The organism is Limnobacter olei, assembly GCF_029087225.1.
In the GTDB taxonomy this organism is placed as follows: Bacteria; Pseudomonadota; Gammaproteobacteria; order Burkholderiales; family Burkholderiaceae_B; genus Limnobacter; species Limnobacter olei.
Map to the genome: position 1 here is coordinate 110327 of NZ_JARFJD010000005.1, position 18549 is coordinate 128875.

General features: G+C 52.6%; 14 protein-coding genes and 1 tRNA gene. 4 read left to right on the plus strand and 11 right to left on the minus strand.

Features of this window, described 5'->3' with window-relative positions:
- Positions 1–51: 51 nt before the first annotated feature.
- The 4 genes from PY990_RS04475 to acs form a co-directional block, all read right to left on the minus strand.
- Positions 52–1266, minus strand: a complete 1215-nt coding sequence (locus PY990_RS04475) for a tyrosine-type recombinase/integrase (protein ID WP_275270592.1) — start codon at positions 1264–1266, stop codon at positions 52–54.
- A 188-nt stretch (positions 1267–1454) separates the two neighbouring features.
- Positions 1455–1545 (minus strand) — tRNA-Ser (locus PY990_RS04480).
- Between the two features lie 60 nt (positions 1546–1605).
- Positions 1606–3660, minus strand: a complete 2055-nt coding sequence (locus tag PY990_RS04485) for a VC_2705 family sodium/solute symporter (RefSeq protein WP_275270593.1) — start codon at positions 3658–3660, stop codon at positions 1606–1608.
- Between the two features lie 112 nt (positions 3661–3772).
- On the minus strand, positions 3773–5755 hold the full coding sequence (gene acs / locus PY990_RS04490; RefSeq protein WP_275270594.1) for an acetate--CoA ligase: 1983 nt from the start codon (positions 5753–5755) through the stop codon (positions 3773–3775).
- Positions 5756–5958: 203 nt separating this feature from the next.
- Between acs and PY990_RS04495 the strand changes: the two genes are divergently transcribed.
- Complete coding sequence (locus PY990_RS04495) at positions 5959–6495, plus strand: TIGR00645 family protein (RefSeq protein ID WP_275270595.1); 537 nt, start codon at positions 5959–5961, stop codon at positions 6493–6495.
- Between the two features lie 39 nt (positions 6496–6534).
- On the plus strand, positions 6535–8055 hold the full coding sequence (locus PY990_RS04500; protein ID WP_275270596.1) for a fumarate hydratase: 1521 nt from the start codon (positions 6535–6537) through the stop codon (positions 8053–8055).
- A 13-nt stretch (positions 8056–8068) separates the two neighbouring features.
- Here PY990_RS04500 and PY990_RS04505 read toward each other — a convergent pair whose 3' ends face one another.
- Together PY990_RS04505 and PY990_RS04510 are read right to left on the minus strand one after the other, a co-directional pair.
- Positions 8069–8836: a M48 family metalloprotease gene (locus tag PY990_RS04505; RefSeq protein ID WP_275270597.1), complete on the minus strand. Its 768-nt coding sequence runs from the start codon at positions 8834–8836 to the stop codon at positions 8069–8071.
- 121 nt (positions 8837–8957) lie between these two features.
- Positions 8958–10871, minus strand: a complete 1914-nt coding sequence (locus PY990_RS04510; RefSeq protein WP_275270598.1) for a propionate--CoA ligase — start codon at positions 10869–10871, stop codon at positions 8958–8960.
- A gap of 175 nt (positions 10872–11046) precedes the next feature.
- Here PY990_RS04510 and PY990_RS04515 point away from each other — a divergent pair, with 175 nt between their 5' ends.
- Positions 11047–12081 (plus strand): extracellular solute-binding protein, encoded by a 1035-nt coding sequence (locus PY990_RS04515; RefSeq protein WP_275270599.1) that lies wholly within the window; start codon positions 11047–11049, stop codon positions 12079–12081.
- A gap of 220 nt (positions 12082–12301) precedes the next feature.
- On the plus strand, positions 12302–12871 hold the full coding sequence (locus PY990_RS04520) for a TetR/AcrR family transcriptional regulator (RefSeq protein ID WP_275270600.1): 570 nt from the start codon (positions 12302–12304) through the stop codon (positions 12869–12871).
- A 123-nt stretch (positions 12872–12994) separates the two neighbouring features.
- On the opposite strand, the gene PY990_RS04525 is transcribed toward PY990_RS04520, so the two are convergent.
- From PY990_RS04525 to trhO, 5 genes are all read right to left on the minus strand, one after another.
- Positions 12995–13885, minus strand: a complete 891-nt coding sequence (locus PY990_RS04525) for a MaoC family dehydratase (RefSeq protein ID WP_275270601.1) — start codon at positions 13883–13885, stop codon at positions 12995–12997.
- Between the two features lie 4 nt (positions 13886–13889).
- Positions 13890–15170 (minus strand): acetyl-CoA C-acetyltransferase, encoded by a 1281-nt coding sequence (locus PY990_RS04530; RefSeq protein ID WP_105029584.1) that lies wholly within the window; start codon positions 15168–15170, stop codon positions 13890–13892.
- A gap of 55 nt (positions 15171–15225) precedes the next feature.
- A complete protein-coding gene (locus tag PY990_RS04535; protein ID WP_275270602.1) occupies positions 15226–16653 on the minus strand; it encodes a 3-oxoacyl-ACP reductase in 1428 nt (475 codons plus the stop codon).
- A 127-nt stretch (positions 16654–16780) separates the two neighbouring features.
- On the minus strand, positions 16781–17509 hold the full coding sequence (locus PY990_RS04540; RefSeq protein ID WP_275270603.1) for a glutathione S-transferase: 729 nt from the start codon (positions 17507–17509) through the stop codon (positions 16781–16783).
- A complete protein-coding gene (gene trhO / locus PY990_RS04545) occupies positions 17506–18501 on the minus strand; it encodes an oxygen-dependent tRNA uridine(34) hydroxylase TrhO (RefSeq protein WP_275270604.1) in 996 nt (331 codons plus the stop codon). The genes PY990_RS04540 and trhO overlap by 4 nt, the downstream gene beginning before the upstream one ends.
- Between the last annotated feature and the right edge of the window lie 48 nt (positions 18502–18549).

The following is an 18549-nucleotide window of genomic DNA, read 5'->3' on the forward strand; positions in this document are numbered from 1 at the left end:
AAACGGGGTTTCGGGGATCAGCCTAGGGCTGGCGAAAACGTAAGTTTATGATTAGGCTGTTTTGCTTTTAAAAGCCACCACATTGCCCTTTGTGCAGTTTTCCAGATAATCCCCCCAATGCTGCATCATCTTCGCGCGATCATCCAAGTAGGTCGCGTGGTTATAGGCTGCGCTCACTTGGTTGCGTTCTTGGTGGGCCAGTTGCAATTCGATGTGTGCATGACTAAAGCCCATCTCGTGCAGCATGGTTGAAGCGATACCCCTGAAGCCGTGGCCTGTCATCCGGCCTTTGTAGCCCATGCGTTCCAGCGCCTTCAAAATGGTGTTGTTGCTCATTGGCTTTGCATGATCCCGCTCACCGGGAAACAGCAAGGCAGAACGTCCAGAAACAATGTGCAAGGTTTGCAAAACATCAATTGCCTGAGATGACAAAGGCACAATGTGGGGCGTTTTCATTTTCATGCGCACCGCCGGAATGTTCCAGCGTGCGCCTTCAAAGTCGAACTCATCCCACCGCGCCCCAATTAACTCAGAAGTACGAACGAATGTTAGTGCCATCAATTTCATGGCAAGCCGGGTTACGGTTGCGCCTTGGTAAGCCTCGATATTGCGCATCAGTTCGGGCAATTCCTTTGCGTCCAGCCGTGCATAGTTCACTTTTGCCCGCGAAGCCAACACATCAGCAGGCTTTATTTCAGTTGCTGGATTTCGCTTGGCCAATCCGTGGGCGATGCTGTACCTAAAAATCTGCCCGCTAGTTTGCAAAGCTCTTTTGGCAATGTCCAAAGCGCCACGCTCTGCAATTTCCTTCACCATTGCCACCAGTTCAGGCGCTTCAATCGCTGAAATGGGCCGCTTTCCGATAGCGGGGAAAATATCGGCCTTTAACCGCCTGATTACGTCATCAGCATGGCGGGGGCTTTTTGCAATTCGCCACTGTTCCCACCACTGCATGGCTACGGATTGAAATGAATTGTCTGCCGCCACCTGCTTTGCCAGCTTGGTGGCTTTGCGCTCTGCCATTGGGTCTGTACCAGCCCGGAGCACCTTGCGCGCTTCGCCCATCAGTTCACGCGCTTGCGCCAAGGAAACATCGCCATATGAACCCAAGGCCATCACTTTTTCTTTGCCATCAACCCTGTATTTCCACCGCCATAGTTTTGAACCCGAAACCGTAACCAAAAGGTAAAGCCCTTTTTCATCACTCAGTTTAATGGGGCGTGCACCCGGCTTGGCTTTCTTGATGGCTTGGTCGGTCAAGGGCATGTAAAACTCCAGATTCGGCAGCTTTTGAGTAATACCCCCAAAATCTTTCACCGATGCCCCCAAAGATACCCCCTAGTCTGCATGGCTTGCAATACCTCACATTGGACGATAAAAAACAAAAAAGCCCCTAAGCACTGAGGCTTTTGGGGCTTTCATGGGTCTATGTCGGATAAACATAAACTAATTATTGGCGGAGAGAGGGGGATTCGAACCCCCGATAGGCTATTAACCTATACACGCTTTCCAGGCGTGCGACTTAAACCACTCATCCATCTCTCCGCGGTAAGCGCGAGAGTATAGCAAAGAATCGCCTTGGGTATCCAGTGCATTCTCTCGGCATCACACTTTTCCTTCCGATTCGGGCAGCCGCAACACACGCATTACAGCGGGTGCTTCGTCTTTGCGCCCACCCAACAGAGAGGCAACCACCATGGCCAATGCGCTTAAAGGAATGGTAAACACACCACTGGCCACGCCGCTCAAACCCCCAATTTGCACAGCATCCAGATTAAACAAAGCCATGAACGATGAATTGGTCAACGCAAGGCAAAGACTTGAACTGAGAAACCCGGTGCCCATGGCCCACAAGGCCCCACGGCGTGTGGCACCGCTCCAGAAAATACCGGCGACAAGTGGCACAAACAGGCTTGAGGCTGCCAAAGCAAATGCAGAGCCCACCAAGACCACAATATTGCCTGGCTGCAAACTGGTGATCCAGGCAGCCATCAACGCTGCGCTCAATAGCGCAATTTTCGACATGGTCACCCTGCGCTGTGCAGTGGCCTCGGGGTCGAGCACCCGGTAATACAGGTCATGCGACAAACTGCCTGCAATCGCCAGCAACAGGCCATCGGCGGTCGACAAGGCGGCAGCAAGGCCACCTGCGGCAATCAAACCTGAAAGAAAAAACGGCATGCCCGCAATTTCTGGCGTAATCAACACCAAAATGTCGGGGCTCAAACCAATTTCGGCAAACTGAACCACTCCATCCTGATTCACATCTTGCAAAGTCGCCAAACCGGGCATGACACGAGACCACGCAGCAACCCAATTCGGCACATCGCTATAACTTAACCCCACCAGGTTTTCATAAACCACTACCTTGGCCAACAAGCTCAACCAAGGTGAAACCAGATACACACCCAAAATACACGCCAAGGCGAATACAACGGACCACCGCGTTTGCGATGCATTCGGGGTGGTAAAAAACCTGACAATCAGGTGTGGCAACGCAACCGTGCCGCACATCAATGTGAATGCCACAGCCAAAAAACTCAGCATGGCTTTGTTGTTGGATAACCCGGAGTCATCTTGCACCGAACCAAAGTGCGGCACGCTGGCTTTCACCTTGTCCAGGTAACGCTGCTTTTCCTGGCTCCATTTGCGCTTGGCATCTTGAGGGTCTTTAGGGTAGCTGGTCAGCACCCGCTCGGCTGCTTTGATTTCTTGAAACGTCGAGCCATCGTAACGGGCCAGCTCCAGGTTTTTGCGGCGTGCTTCATACCCTTCCGCCCAAGATGATGGCAAGGTATCTATCAGCAACTGATAACGATCCGCCTCCCGCAGGTAAACATTGCGCACCTCTGCTTCAGCGGGGTCTGCAAAAAACTTGCGTTCCTGTGCGCGCACATACTCAGGAAAATTGGTAGGGCCGCCATCCACAAAGCGCTCGCCGGAGCCCTTGCCGGTAAACCCCATCAATGCGCCTACACTGATAAGAATCGCCAAAATCATCACGATATATTGCGCAACCGCAGTCCAGGTTACGGCCCGCATGCCCCCCAAAAATGAGCACACCAAAATACCTGCAAGCCCAAAGAAAACACCGATACCAAATTCGACACCGGCAAAGCGAGAGGTGATCAAACCCACGGCATAAATTTGAGCGATCACATAAACAAAAGAAATACTGACTGTGATGAACACGCAGATCAGTCTGACTGCCTTTCCTTTGTCTGCACCTGCGTATCGGGCGGCCAGGAAATCACCCACCGAGTAGAAATCGAACTTCCGTAAATAGGGCGCAATCAACAGGGCGATCAGCACAAAACCGCCTGTCCACCCGACCAGCAAAGCCAGCGCCTCAAAGCCGCTGTAGAACAGCGTGCCAGCGACGCCAAGAAATGACGCTGCACTCATCCAGTCTGCCGCTGTGGCCATGCCGTTGTACACGGCAGGCACGGTACGCGAGGCCACAAAGTACTCGTGCATATCCGAGGTGCGGCTGAGCAGACCAATAACGGCGTAAGCGCCCAAGGTAATAAAAATGAAAAAGTAACCTATCCATTGTCGCCCAACGCCGTAGTCCTCCATGATTGCCGCAGTGGCAATACAAACCATGAAAGCAAAGGTGAGCACCGAGAAAAACCGGGTTAGGCTGAGTGTAAAACTCATGAAGTTACTCCCGGTGACTTGATTCTTTCAAACAAAAAAAACCAGTCCACCGAAGTGGAACTGGTTTTCAGAACTGCGAGATATTCCCTGTTCAAGGAAGGGGCCGGTTCAATTAAAGCGGCTTGCCCAATTGATCCAGAATGGCCGGATTCTCCAGGGTTGAAGTGTCCTGTGTAATTTGCTCGCCCTTGGCCAGGCTGCGCAAAAGCCGACGCATAATTTTTCCTGAACGTGTTTTCGGCAAGTTGTCACCAAAACGAATTTCCTTGGGCTTGGCAATCGGGCCAATGTCCTTGCCCACCCAGTTACGCAGGTCCATGGCCAGTTTCTGTCCGGCTTCACCTGTGGGGCGATCGCCCTTCAACACCACGAAGGCCACAATCGCTTCACCGGTCAATTCATCGGGGCGCCCCACCACCGCCGCCTCGGCCACCAATTCGTTGGCCACCAGAGAGCTTTCAATTTCCATGGTGCCCATGCGGTGTCCTGAGACGTTCAACACATCATCAATGCGACCCATGATGGTGAAATTACCGCTCTCCTTGTCGCGCACCGCGCCGTCACCGGCAAGATACAATTTGCCGCCCAATTCTTCAGGGAAGTAGCTTTTCTTGAAGCGCTCGGGGTCGCCCCAAATGGTGCGAATCATCGATGGCCATGGGCGCTTCACCACCAAAATGCCACCCTGGCCATTCGGCAGGTCACCACCCACTTCATCCACCACCGCCGCCATAATGCCGGGCAGTGGCAATGTGCATGAACCGGGCACCAAGGGTGTAGCACCGGGCAGTGGCGTAATCATGTGGCCACCAGTTTCTGTTTGCCAGAAGGTGTCCACGATCGGGCACTTTTCGCCGCCCACATTCTTGTAGTACCACATCCAGGCTTCGGGGTTGATCGGCTCACCCACGGAGCCCATCAAACGAAGGCTCGACAGGTCGTAGCTCTTGGGGTGCACTTTCTCGTCGGCCTCGGACGCCTTGATCAAGGAGCGAATGGCAGTGGGTGCTGTGTAGAAAATAGTAGCACTGTGGCGCTGAATCATTTCCCAGAAACGGCCAGCGTTCGGGTAGGTGGGCACGCCTTCAAACACGATTTGCGTGGCGCCTACAGCCAATGGGCCATAAGTAATGTAGGTGTGGCCGGTAATCCAGCCAATATCAGCCGTACACCAAAACACATCATTGGGCTTGATGTCGAATGTCCACTTCATGGTGAGCATGGCCCACAACAAATAACCAGCTGAACTGTGCTGCACACCCTTGGGTTTACCTGTTGAGCCCGAGGTGTAGAGAATGAATAGCGGATGCTCGGAATCCACCATTTCAGGCGCACATACATCGCTTTGCTTGTCAGCCAACTCGTGCATGTAAATGTCGCGACCGGCCTGCATGCCTACGTCTGCACCGGTGCGCTTATACACAATGACATTCTTCACAGCATCGCAGCCACCCAGGCTCAGCGCTTCATCCACAATGCTTTTCAAAGGCAACTGTTTGCCACCACGCACTTGTTGATCAGCGGTGAACACAGCCACGGCACCAGTGTCCACGATGCGGTCTTGCAAAGCCTTGGCTGAGAAACCACCAAACACGACGGAATGCGTCGCACCGATGCGCGCACAGGCTTGCATGGCCGCAACACCTTCCACACTCATGGGCATGTAAATTACTACACGGTCGCCCTTCTTTACACCCAGGCTTTTCAGTCCGTTTGCAATGCGGCTCACCTTGCCCAGCAATTCCTTGTAGGTCACCTTGGTCACTTCACCGCCATCGGCTTCGAAAATCAAGGCCACCTTGTCACCGAGACCCGCGTCCACGTTTTTGTCCAGGCAGTTGGCCGATACGTTCAATTCGCCGCCGGTGAACCATTTGTAGAATGGGGGGTTGGATTCGTCCAGTACCTGGTTGTAGGCCTTGCCAAACTGCAGATTCTCTTTGGCCAGGCGAGCCCAGAAACCTTCGAAATCGGTTTCAGCTTCCTTGCACAGGGCCTTGTATGCGTCCATGCCGCCAATTGCGGCGCTGCGCTGCCAGTCTGCACTGGGCTGAAACACACGCGTTTCGTGTGACACTGATTCGATTGATGACATCCTGTCCTCCAAGGGTTACTTAGTTTTCTATTAATTTAGTTTGCATAAACAATAGGCAAAAGCTCTTACTCTCACCTTACACCATGGCGCACCACAGCAATTCGCGTTCCAGCCCGGTGCAAGTAGCACCTGTGTAGCTTGGTTCTGCTATAGTTTCCGCCATCACCCCATTAACTATTGCTGCACTGCACACTTGTCACAAAATGGAACAACAGAAAAAACTACCACCACCCCGATTGGCCCGTCTAATCTTCATGAGCCGTTGGCTTCAATTGCCGCTGTACCTTGGACTGATCGTCGCGCAAGGTGTTTATGTTTACCACTTTCTGATTGAACTCTGGCACCTGGTTACCGGTGCCACCAATCACACACTGGATGAAGCTGGCATCATGTTGGTGGTTCTCGGCCTGATCGATGTGGTCATGATATCCAACCTTCTAATCATGGTGATTGTGGGCGGCTACGAGACATTTGTAAGCCGAATGCATCTGGAAAACCATCCCGATCAACCCGAATGGCTGGACCATGTAAACGCCTCTGTTTTGAAAGTGAAGCTGGCAATGGCGATCATCGGCATTTCCTCCATTCATCTGCTGAAAACATTCATCAATGCTGAACAGTACGATGAGAAAACCATCATTGCACAGGCGTCAATCCACATGATTTTCCTCGTATCTGCTGTGGCAATCGCATACTGCGATAAGCTGTTGAACGAGTCAGCCTCTCCCAAAAAACATTAAAATAGCGGGCTAAGCACCCAATTTGATCAGGAGCAGTTCATGACCACCATCAAGCAAGAAGACTTCATCAGCTCGATCGCCGATGCCTTTCAGTACATTTCTTATTACCATCCGCTTGACTACATTCAGGCACTGGGCAAGGCGTACGAACGCGAAGAAAGTGCTGCTGCCAAAGATGCAATTGCGCAAATCCTGACCAACAGCCGCATGTGCGCAGAAGGCAAGCGCCCTATTTGTCAAGACACCGGTATTTCAGTGGTGTTCCTGAAAGTGGGCATGAACGTGCGTTGGGAATCCACCATGAGTGTTTCCGACATGGTGAACGAGGGCGTGCGCCGTGCTTACCTGCACCCCGACAACAAACTGCGTGCCTCTGTGCTTAGCGATCCTGCGGGTGCCCGTAAAAATACCAAAGACAACACACCCGCCGTGATTCACTACGAAATTGTGCCCGGCGATGATGTAGAAGTGATTTGTGCAGCCAAGGGTGGCGGCTCGGAAAACAAGTCCAAGATGGTGATGTTGAACCCCTCGGATTCAATCGTGGACTGGGTACTGAAAACTGTTCCCACCATGGGCGCGGGCTGGTGCCCCCCGGGTATTTTGGGGATTGGTATTGGTGGCACGCCCGAAAAAGCGATGCTGCTGGCCAAAGAAAGCCTGATGGCCCCTTGCGATATTCATGAACTGCTAGAGCGCGGCCCCAGCAACCGGATTGAAGAACTGCGCCTTGAGCTGTACGACAAAGTAAACTCACTGGGCATTGGTGCGCAAGGGCTTGGTGGCCTGACCACCGTGCTGGACGTGAAGATTCTGGATTACCCCACACACGCTGCGTCGCTGCCCATCGCGATGATTCCGAATTGTGCAGCCACACGTCACGTGCATTTCCATTTGCATGGTGATGGACCAGCCAAGCTGGAAGTGCCCAATCTGGCCGACTGGCCACAAGTCAGCTGGACTGCTGACACAGAAAAAAGCAAACGTGTCGATTTGGACAAACTGACCCCCGAGGAAGTGGCCAGCTGGAAGCCAGGTCAAACCTTGTTGCTGAACGGCAAAATGTTGACTGGTCGGGACGCCGCGCACAAGCGCATCGCTGACATGCTGGCCAAAGGCGAAAAACTGCCAGTGGATTTCACAAACCGCGTGATTTATTACGTGGGCCCGGTAGACCCAGTGCGCGACGAGGCGGTTGGTCCAGCAGGCCCCACTACGGCCACCCGCATGGACAAGTTCACCCGCATGATGCTGGAGAAAACCGGCTTGATCGCCATGATTGGCAAAGCCGAACGCGGCCCAGTGGCCATTGAAGCAATTCGTGACAACAAATCAGCCTACCTGATGGCTGTGGGTGGTGCGGCTTATCTGGTTTCAAAGGCAATCACCAACGCAAAAGTGGTTGGCTTTGAAGACTTGGGTATGGAAGCGATTTACGAGTTCGAGATCAAGGACATGCCGGTCACAGTGGCCGTGGACAGCACGGGTATTTCCGTGCACAACACAGGCCCGAAAGAGTGGCAAGCCAAGATCGGAAAAATTCCCGTCAGCGTGGCTTAACCATCCACCACAGCTAACCGACGCTGGTTTTGCGCCACCATCTTGGCATGGCGCAGGCCAGCACCGCAATTGTCAGCAAAACCGACACCTCAAACCCATACAAGGTGTCGCCGGCATAGCCGTCAGCACCTGATGCTGGCCAGCTTTCCACCGCCGCTTTTACTGTCGAATCAATAGAATCGATAGGCTGGGTGTAGCTAGGCACCAAAGCTGCCAATACTTCCGCATCACTTAATTGCATGGCCAAATGATTAAATGTGCCTGAGAAATCCTCAGCCACCAGAGTGTCCTCACCTGCCTTGATTTTTGAAACCCGCAAGGTACCTTCCGGGTGCTGGATGCTCTTGCTTTCGCCAAGCAAGAACGAGGCTCCGGCAACAGGATCGTGCCCCAAACCCATGACCAATGTCGCGCCGAACAAATCGGCCTGCAGTTCCATTTCACGCATCAATTTGGAATAGTCGCGCTTAAGATCGAACGACAACATGAACTCATCCAGGCTGGACACAATGCCATACTGCTGCTGGATTTCAAGCGTTTTTTGAGGATGCTTCAACACCAAATGACCGTACTCATGAGCAATCAAAAACGCCAACTGCTCGCTGTTCATGAACTGAATCCGATCCAGTCCGATGCTTAAATTCGCGGCGCCCTGCTCGTCAATCCAGGTGCCCACCATGGTGCTGTCTTGAATGAAATGGACTTGCGTGGGCACACCATTGAAAAAATGGTTGTCGAACAACACGCTGAGCTTGAGTACTTCCAGCGAATGATTTGCCATTCAGTAGCCCTCCCTGAAACGGCCAGTGACAAACCATTAAAACACGTTTTAAAACACACCACAAAACCTAAACAAACCCTGATTTTCTGGTCTGTTTTCAAGCTTCATTGGTGTGCTTCGTTCACGCCATTGCGTTCTTGATTTGCGCAAGTGCAGTGGGGTCCTCAATGGTGGTCATGTCGCCTGGGTCCCGGCCTTCGCACACCGCCTGAATTGACCTGCGCAGCAATTTGCCGGAACGGGTCTTGGGCAACACATTCACAAAGTAAACGCGTGCGGGCCTGGCCACTGCGCCCAACTGGGAATCCACCACCTTCATGATCTCGGCTTCCAGTGTTTTGGCTTGTGTCTCGTTGACTGCGTCAGCCGACTTCAAAATGGCAAACGCCACAGCCACCTGCCCCTTCACCTGGTCAGCCACACCCACCACTGCTACCTCGGCGACTGCGGGATGGGAGGAAATACTTTCCTCAATCTCGCGGGTTCCCAAACGGTGACCAGCCACATTGATCACATCGTCGGTGCGGCCAAGGATAAAAAAGTACCCGTCCTCGTCGCGAATGCCCCAATCGAAAGTGGAATACACCTGCCGGGTTTTAAAGCTTGACCAGTAAGTTTTTACAAACCGCTCATCGTCGCCCCACACGGTCTGCATGCAACCGGGCGGCAGTGGCCCTTCAATGGCCACCACTCCTTTTTCGTTGGTCCTGCAGGGTTGCGCGGTGTCTTCATTCAACACATTCACGTTGAAACCAAACACCGGCACACCAGGGCTGCCCAACTTACCGGGCATTTCTTCAACGCCACGCTGTATCGCCAAAATTGGCCAGCCAGTTTCAGTTTGCCAATAGTTGTCAACAATCGGCTTTCCAATAGCCCCTGAAATCCAGTCTGAAGTGGTTTCATCCAAAGGCTCGCCCGCAAGAAACAGTGCTTTCAGCGAACTTAAATCGTATTTGCTCAAATAGGCGGGATCCTGTTTCTTCAGCACGCGCACAGCCGTTGGTGCCGAGAACAACACCGACACCTTGTGATCCTGAACGATCTTCCACCAAATGCCAGCGTCAGGCCGAATGGGTAAGCCCTCGTACATCACCGTGGCCATGCCTGCGATCAAAGGGCCGTAAATAATGTAGCTGTGTCCCACAACCCAGCCAATGTCGCTGGTCGCAAAAAACGTTTTTCCCTTCTCGCCCATGAAAATGTATTTCATTGAAGCAGCAAGGGCCACGGCGTACCCACCTACGTCGCGCTGCACACCCTTCGGTTTGCCGGTGGTGCCGCTGGTGTACAAAATATAACTGGTGTCTGTCGCCTCAAGCCAGGTTACTGGGACTTTGGCCGTAGCCAGTTCTTTGCGCAATGCAGCGTAGTCGTGGTCTCGCCCTTTCACAGTGTCAAATGGCACCAAGCCCCGGTTCACCATCAACACATGGCCAGGCTTGTAGCTTGAACGGGCAATCGCTTCGTCCAGCAGTGGTTTGTAAGCGACTGCCTTGCCAGCGCGTGAACCTGCATCGGCCGAGACAATCACCTTCGGTTTTGCGTCTTCAATTCTTGAAGCAAGGCTGTGTGATGCAAAACCGCCAAACACCACCGAATGAATTGCACCGATTCGCGCACAAGCCAGCATTGCAAAGGTCGCTTCTGGAATCATGGGCATGTAGATCAACACACGGTCGCCTTTTTTCACACCCATTTTTTGCAGCATCGCAGCAGCAATTTGCACTTCTTGGTGCAATTGGCGAAATGTATAAACCTTTTCTTGATTAACTTCAGTGGACACATAGATTAGTGCGGGCTTGTCGCCCAACTGATCAAGATGCCGATCCACGGCGTTGTAACACAGATTGGTTTCTCCACCCACGTACCAATCGGCAAAAGGGGGTTTGCTGTCATCCAGCACTTTCTCGAACGGCTTTTGCCAATGAATCAAGTCCGCCTGACGAGCCCAAAAACCCTTGGGATTGCGGATGGATTCATCGTACAAATTCTGATAAGTCCCATTGGACTGGTGCTTCGCTTGCTCAACCACAGCGCTGTCTCCTCGTTCTTGTTGCAATCAATGTAGAAACTCGCGCTTACGACACTCTGACTACTGCAAAAATTATTGTTAAACGAGAACACTTCTTGTTACATAAATGATTACTATTTGCTAAACTAAAGCAGTTTAATTTCAACCAACCACATTCAGGAAAGTCCCTATCACCATGAATAACACTTTCAAAAAACTGATTTCAGTTTCCATCGCTGGCTTGATTGGCGTAAGCGCTGCCGCACAGGCCGACGAGAAAGTCATCAACCTGTACTCGGCCCGCCATTACTCGACAGATGAAAAAATGTACGAGGACTTTACCAAGCAAACCGGCATTGCTATCAAGCGCCTCGAGTTGGGCGATGAGGCTCTGCTTGAGCGCATGCGCAGCGAAGGCGCGCGTAGCCCTGCCGATGTGGTGTTGCTTGTTGACGCTGCACGCCTTGCAACAGCCCAACAAGATGGCCTGTTTCAGCCTGTGAAATCCAAGGTGCTCAGCGACAAAATCCCGGCGCAGTTTACTGGTGAAAATGGCCTGTGGTATGCATTTTCAGCGCGCAGCCGCGTCATTGTGTACAACAAAGCAAACGTTGACCCCAAGCTTGCCCAAAACTATGAAGACTTGGCTAAGCCCGCTTTGAAGGGCAAGGTTTGTACCCGCACAGGCTCACATCCCTACATGCTCTCATTGATGAGCAGCATGATCAATCATCTGGGTGAAAAAGGTGCTGAAACCTGGGCGCAAGGCGTGGTCGCCAATATGGCTCGCAGCCCCAAGGGCGGTGATACTGACCAAATTCGTGCAGTGGCGACTGGTGAATGTGGCGTGGCCCTAACCAACAGCTACTACTGGGTGCGCCTGTTAAAGTCCGACAAGCCGGAAGACAAGGAAGTAGTGTCCAAGGTTGGTTTCATTTGGCCCAACCAAAGCAGCTATGGCGTGCACATGAACGTGTCTGGTGGTGCTGTGGCCAAAAACGCACCCAATCGCGAAGGTGCAATCAAGTTTCTGGAATACCTGGCCAGCGATTCGGCTCAAAAATACTTCGCGAATGGCAACAATGAATGGCCAACAGTGCCTGGCGTGAAAGTAGACAATCCTGCTTTGGAGTCTTTGGGTACTTACAAGCAAGACGTAACACCTTCCAAAACACTGGCGGCGAACACAGCCTTGTCCCAGCAAATTATGGATCGCGTGGGTTACAAGTAAGAAAAAGCAGTAACTTACCGACCGCTCACCCGTAAAAAGGCCTCACATTTTTTGTGGGGCTTTTTTTATTCACAAAACTGAAAGAAGCTTGCTACACTTCAAAACATCCATGTAACCGGCTAGTAAATTGGTGAAAAAAGCGAACCACAACAACAAAAACGCGGCGCCTACCCTCGAGACAAAACGCCTGGGCACACGAAAGGTGCCCAAAGAACAACGCATGAGTCAAATTCTGGACGTGGCAGGCTCAGTGTTCTCCCGCCACGGTTTTCACTCCACCAGCATGGAGCAAATCGCCGAGGGCGCTGGCGTGACCAAACCCCTGCTTTACCGCTACTTTGGCTCAAAAGATGCGCTTTACCTGGCCACCATTACCCAGGTAGGCAATCACTTGATGTCGGGCTTAACCTTGCTAATGGCCAATCCCAATCCAAAAGAGCGGCTGAAGTTGATCATGCTCAGCTTTTTGACGTTTGTAGAACGTCACAGGGAAGGTTGGTCAGTGCTTTACAACGAGGCACTCACCAGCGTGGGGCCAGTCGGCGAGAAAGTTGCTTTCTTCAGAAACAGCTTTATTGAGGCCTCGGCCAAAACCATTGAAGAACTCAACGATCCATCAAAAGCCAAGAACGGCGACAAGGCCGGCATACAAGCGGTGGCCTTGGCCAATATCATGGTTGGCGCTGTTGAAGCGGGCGCCCGGTGGTGGATTCAACATCCCGAAATTCCGATTCGCGACATGCAGAAAATGATCGAAACCAGTTTGATGCCGGGGCTGTCGGAACGATAATCGCCAGCGCTTTTGCGTTTCGCATGAACCGAGCAAGAAACAAAGATGGGGAATTCGACTTGAATCAAGGCGAAATGAGTGACGCGCTGCAAACCCAACCGAGCCACTCATTCAATCAAAAAATCAAGCCGCAATACTTCCCACCATCAGCACTTTCGAATCCCGCTCGGCCAGCACTTCAAACTTCGAAGTACCATCAGCTGTTACATGCTTCACCGAAATGCCAGACGGCAGGAACACCGGCTGCTTGAACGACAGATCAAACTTGCTGGCTCGAGAACCCAAACTGGCTTCAACAATGCTCAGCGTTTTTGCCGCAGTCCACATGCCATGCACAATCGCTTGCTTGAAACCAAACATTTTTGCGGTTTGCGCATACAGGTGAATCGGGTTGTAATCATTTGAAACCTTGGCGTACTTGCGGCCTTGGTTTTCAGGTACTTTCACGGCGGCGTATTGCGCACCGATTGCACTCAAAGGCTCAACTGGCGCGGGCTTTGTCAGTGGCTTGGGCATGCCCTTTACGCGGCACAAAATGGTCATGACACTGCTCCAGTGCACTTCTTCACCCACCAAAAACTGAGTGTGCACATCAAATTCCAGGCCCAGTGAAATACTGCGGGTGTCGCCCACAGTCACCAACACATCGTAAGGCACGCCATACTCCAAAGGCTTGGCGCACTCAATCGAGTTGTGCAAATGAACCATGCCCAACATGGGCATGGGGTGCTCAGGGCGACTCAGCAAATACATGTGCAGGGGCGAAGCCACCACCTGTGGCGCCGTCAGGGAAATTTCATCTTCCTTGAAACCGCACACGGCGTTGTACTGGCGCACCCACTCACGGTCGATGAACACTTTCTTCACCCGGGCACCCAGGCGTGCAGCCTGCGTGTCGGGTTTTGGTTTTTTATTGGACGTGGTGGCAGCCTTCAGCAGCAGCGCCTTGCCATTTGGAAACTCAGACAGCTCGAAAAATTTCGCCGCTGCTTTCAGGGTGTCATTCACGCTCATGATTTCACTTCTCGATAATTGCAGTTACACCGATACCACCGGCTGCACAGATAGAGATCAAACCTTTGCCGCTGCCTTTTTCATTCAGCAACTTGGCCAATGTGGCAATAATACGGCCACCAGTGGCTGCAAATGGGTGGCCAACGGCCAGTGATCCGCCCTTTACGTTCAGCTTGCTGCGGTCAATTGAACCCAAAGCAGAATCGAGGCCCAGTTTTTCCTTGCAGAACTTGGGGTCTTCCCAAGACTTCAATGTGCACAGAACCTGGGCAGCAAACGCCTCATGGATTTCATAGAAATCGAAGTCCTGCAGCTTCATGTTGGCCTTCTTCAGCATGCGTGGAACGGCATAAGCGGGAGCCATCAACAGGCCTTCCTTGCCAGACACAAAATCAACACCGATGGTTTCGCTGAATGTCAGGTAAGCCAATGGCTGAATGCCACGTGCCTTGGCCCAGTCTTCAGAGGCCAGCAACACGGCAGAAGCGCCGTCGGTCAGCGGTGTAGAGTTACCGGCAGTCATCGTGCCCTTGCCGCTCTTGCGATCAAACGCAGGCTTCAAACCTTGCAGGCGTTCAACTGAAGAATCAGCACGCAAATTATTGTCGCGGGTCAGGCCGTTGAATGGCACCACCAGGTCATCGAAGAAGCCTTCTTCGTAGGCTTTGGCAGCCTTCAAGTGGCTGCTTACAGCCAACTCATCTTGATCTTCACGAGTGATGCCCCAGGTTTGCGCCATCACTTCACAGTGCGCACCCATGCTCATTTTTGTGCGGGGTTCAGCGTTTGCAGGTGGCAGTGGTGCAAGGTGCTTGGGGCGAATCTTCAGCAGTGCGGCCAGTTTGCCTTTGGTGTCGCGGGCGCGGTTGGCTTCGAGCAGAATTTTGCGCAGGCCTTCGCTGACTGCAATCGGTGCATCGGTGGTGGTGTCCACACCGCCAGCCATGCCCACTTCAATCTGACCCAAAGCAATTTTATTGGCGACCACAATTGCCGCTTCCAGACCAGTACCGCAAGCCTGCTGAATATCGAATGCAGGTGTCATTGGGCTCAAGCCTGAACCCAATACTGATTCACGGCACAGGGAAAAATCGCGGCTGTGCTTCACTACCGCACCTGCAACCACATCGCCAAGTTCTTCACCGTGCAACTGGAACTTGTCAACAACACCGCGGAATGCTGCGGTCAGCATGTCCTGATTGGACTTGCCAATGTAGGCTGTGTTTGAACGTGCAAATGGAATGCGTGAACCGCCAATGATGGCAACGCGACGACCGTGTTTCATAGTTTTCTCCAGATAATTTTTTAGTTGCAGGCAGCGTATTCAGTCGATGAATAAATTACGCGCCCACCAGGTTTTGTCCGCACACACGCAAGGTGGCGCCGTTTACACCAGCAGCCAAGGGGCTGGCCATGAAAGTCACTGCTTCTGCAATGTCCACTGGCAAGCCGCCTTGCGACAGGCTGGACAAACGACGGGCCACTTCGCGGGTTACCACGGGAATGGCTGCAGTCATTTGTGTTTCGATGAAGCCCGGCGCAATCGCATTGATGGAAATGCCCTTGCCTTCCAGTTGCTTGGCCATGGCGTCCACATAACCAATCACGGCGCTCTTTGTAGCAGCGTAGTTGGTTTGGCCTGCATTCCCGGCAATGCCGCCAATCGATGAAATACACACAATGCGTGCATTCGCACCAAACGCATCACCTGCCAACAATTGGTCGTTACAACGAACAATCGCACCCAGGTTCACGTCCAGCACCATGTCCCACAAGTGGGCGGCCATGTTGCGCATCATCTTGTCGCGAGTAATGCCTGCGTTGTGCACGATAATGTCGATCTTGCCACCCTTGCCAGCAGCAACGGCTGCCAGCTTCTTGCCAGCGTCAGCATCAGTAATGTCCAGCGGGCAGGCAATGCCACCAATGCTGCTCATGGTTGCACCCAAGGTGCTTTCATCCGCAGGGCGATCCACACCAATTACGGTGGCGCCTTCACGGGCCAACACTTCAGCAATGGCTGCACCAATGCCGCGTGCAGCACCCGTAACAACAGCCAACTTGCCTGTCAATGGTTTTTCAGAAAACGCGGCAACTTTCACGCCCTTGGGCGCGCCAACCACGGGCAACACTTGGCCGGTCACAAATGCTGAATGTGGGCTCAAGAAAAAGCGCAGTGCGCCTTCAATGCCGTTTTCAGCGCCGGTTTTCACTTGAATCAAATTGGCAGTGGTGCCGTTCTTGCCGCTTTCTTTCGCAAGGCTGCGAATAAAACCGGGCAATGAGGACTGTGCTGTTTCAGCCAGGGCGTCTTTGCAATCACCGCGTGGGCGTCCAATCACCACGATGCGGCTGTTGGATGGCACTTTGCGCAGGCGTGGGTTAAAAAAGTCGTACAGCAAACGCAGATCCGCCACATTGGCTGCTGCAGTCACGTCGAGCACGTACACGTTTTCAGGCACGCCGTTGTCAGCTTGAGAAATGCTCACGTCTACTTTGGCTTTGGCCGCAGCTTGCTTGATGCCGTCCAGGCCTGCCAAATCGGCGGATACCTTGATGGACGCCCCCATGGAGTCCAGCGCCTTGACCACGGCCGAAGCCACTGGGCCAAATGCACTGGCACCCACCAAGGCATTTGAATTGGCCAATGATTTTTCGGCGTATCCAGCTTTGGCGCGCTTCAACATGGGGGGCACGGGCAGGCCCAGTGCAGCGGCAATTTGTTTACCTGTTGAGGTGTGAACAAATTCAAGAATTTTGTCGGCCATGAGTCTCGTCCTTCTTATAGGGGGAATGTCTTTTTTAAGGGCCTAGCATAGCCCAGCAAGACAATGTTACTGTTGCGTAACTTGCGAGTGTATAGAAACTTGACCAGAAAATCGTAGAGGGTCGTCTCTAACCCGGAAAGGTTAAAGGTGCGTCGCCAGGTTGCCAAGGGGTGTACTTGACCATGGCTTGTTCCAGCAAAGGCGATGTCAAAAAAGAATGGAGCCACAACTTCAGTGCATCATAGCCAGGTACCGCATCGAACCAAGCCTCATCGGCGATCCTAAATTGGCGCACGAAAGGCAAAATTGCATAATCGGCAAAGCTGGGTTGCTTACCCAACAGGTAGGAGCTTCCCTGCTGTCCCTGTTGTTTGAGTACCGCATTCCACTGTGCCAAAATTTTTTCGCATACCGCGCGGTGTTCCAGCGGGTCGCAGGTGTAGGTGTCAGTGTCGGTTTTTACGTGATAGCGGTGTGGGTATTTATAACGGTCCAGGTTTCGCTTGAATTCGCCATCAAGCAGCGCAATCCATTCATCACACTGTTGTTGCTGCTCAGTATTCAGTACCAACCAGTCTGCCGGAAAATTCTGGCCCACCGCCCAATGCATCACATCCAGGCTTTCATCGATCACAGTGCCATCCGGCAACCACAAAACGGGCACGGTGCCTTTGGGTGAAATTTCAAGCATGTGTGCGGGTTTGGCGCGCAGCACCAGTTCACGCACTTCAACCTTTAAACCGGCGGCAACAATCGCCAGCCGTGCACGCATGGCATAGGGGCAACGGCGAAAGGTGTACAACACGGGTAAACCAAGCTGGTGCCCGTGATCGGCTTGCTGCTCCACCCTGCTCACTCCGCGTGTGCTTGTTGGGGTAACGGTTCTTTGGGCAACATCTTGCGGCCAATGTGCTTCTCATTGCGCTGCTTGGCCAGTTGAATCTGTTTTTGGCGTTCGCCAAAACGCTTTTTTTGATCATCGGTCAGCGAATCATAGCAATGCGGGCAACCCACGCCCTGAATGTATTTTTCGCTCTGCTTTTCTTCCTCGGTAATTGGCATGCGGCAAGCGTGGCACAGGTCGTAATGCCCAACCTGCAAACCATGGGTGACCGACACCCGCTGATCAAACACAAAGCACTCGCCCTTCCACAAACTTTGTTCTTCGGGAATCTCTTCGAGGTACTTCAGAATACCGCCCTCAAGGTGGTACACCTCGTCAAACCCCTGCTCCAGCATGTAGGCCGTGGATTTCTCGCAGCGAATACCACCGGTACAAAACATGGCAATTTTCTTGGGGCGTTTGTCCGCAGGCAGGCTTTTCAAATTCTTTTCAACCCATTGAGGAAATTCGCGGAATGTCGTGGTGGCAGGGTCTACTGCGCCCTCGAAAGTACCAATCGCGTACTCATAGTTGTTGCGAGTGTCAATTACCAAGGTATCCGGATCTTGGATCAAGGCATTCCAGTCGGCTGGTTTCACATAGCGGCCCACCAGGCGATTCGGATCAATTCCGTCTTTGCCCATGGTCACAATTTCACGTTTCAGCTTCACCTTCATGCGAGTGAAAGCCTGTTCAGGCGCAATTGAATACTTGGGTGCCAAATCGGCAAACCGGGAATCGGCCCACAAAAAATTCATCAAGGCCACAATGCCCGCGCGGGGCGCGCTGACCGTACCATTGATGCCCTCCTTGGCCAGCAACAAAGTGCCCAGCACAGCGTTTTCAGTGCACACAGCCTCAAGCCGGGGCTTGATCTCCTCGAAATCGAGCAGGCTGACAAATTTGTACAGGGCAGCGACTACGATTTGATCGGACTTGGGAATGGAGGCTTCGCTCATGGACATGGCAATTCTTTCAAAAAATCATCAGACAAAACAACTTAGCCCGTTATT

Excerpts from the sequence above, each read along its gene's own strand:
- PY990_RS04475 (WP_275270592.1), bottom strand. The coding sequence starts at position 1,266 with ATGCCCTTGACCGACCAAGCCATCAAGAAAGCCAAGCCGGGTGCACGC.
- PY990_RS04485 (WP_275270593.1), bottom strand. The coding sequence starts at position 3,660 with ATGAGTTTTACACTCAGCCTAACCCGGTTTTTCTCGGTGCTCACCTTT.
- acs (WP_275270594.1), bottom strand. The coding sequence starts at position 5,755 with ATGTCATCAATCGAATCAGTGTCACACGAAACGCGTGTGTTTCAGCCC.
- PY990_RS04495 (WP_275270595.1), top strand. The coding sequence starts at position 5,959 with ATGGAACAACAGAAAAAACTACCACCACCCCGATTGGCCCGTCTAATC.
- PY990_RS04500 (WP_275270596.1), top strand. The coding sequence starts at position 6,535 with ATGACCACCATCAAGCAAGAAGACTTCATCAGCTCGATCGCCGATGCC.
- PY990_RS04505 (WP_275270597.1), bottom strand. The coding sequence starts at position 8,836 with ATGGCAAATCATTCGCTGGAAGTACTCAAGCTCAGCGTGTTGTTCGAC.
- PY990_RS04515 (WP_275270599.1), top strand. The coding sequence starts at position 11,047 with ATGAATAACACTTTCAAAAAACTGATTTCAGTTTCCATCGCTGGCTTG.
- PY990_RS04520 (WP_275270600.1), top strand. The coding sequence starts at position 12,302 with ATGAGTCAAATTCTGGACGTGGCAGGCTCAGTGTTCTCCCGCCACGGT.
- PY990_RS04525 (WP_275270601.1), bottom strand. The coding sequence starts at position 13,885 with ATGAGCGTGAATGACACCCTGAAAGCAGCGGCGAAATTTTTCGAGCTG.
- PY990_RS04530 (WP_105029584.1), bottom strand. The coding sequence starts at position 15,170 with ATGAAACACGGTCGTCGCGTTGCCATCATTGGCGGTTCACGCATTCCA.
- PY990_RS04535 (WP_275270602.1), bottom strand. The coding sequence starts at position 16,653 with ATGGCCGACAAAATTCTTGAATTTGTTCACACCTCAACAGGTAAACAA.
- trhO (WP_275270604.1), bottom strand. The coding sequence starts at position 18,501 with ATGTCCATGAGCGAAGCCTCCATTCCCAAGTCCGATCAAATCGTAGTC.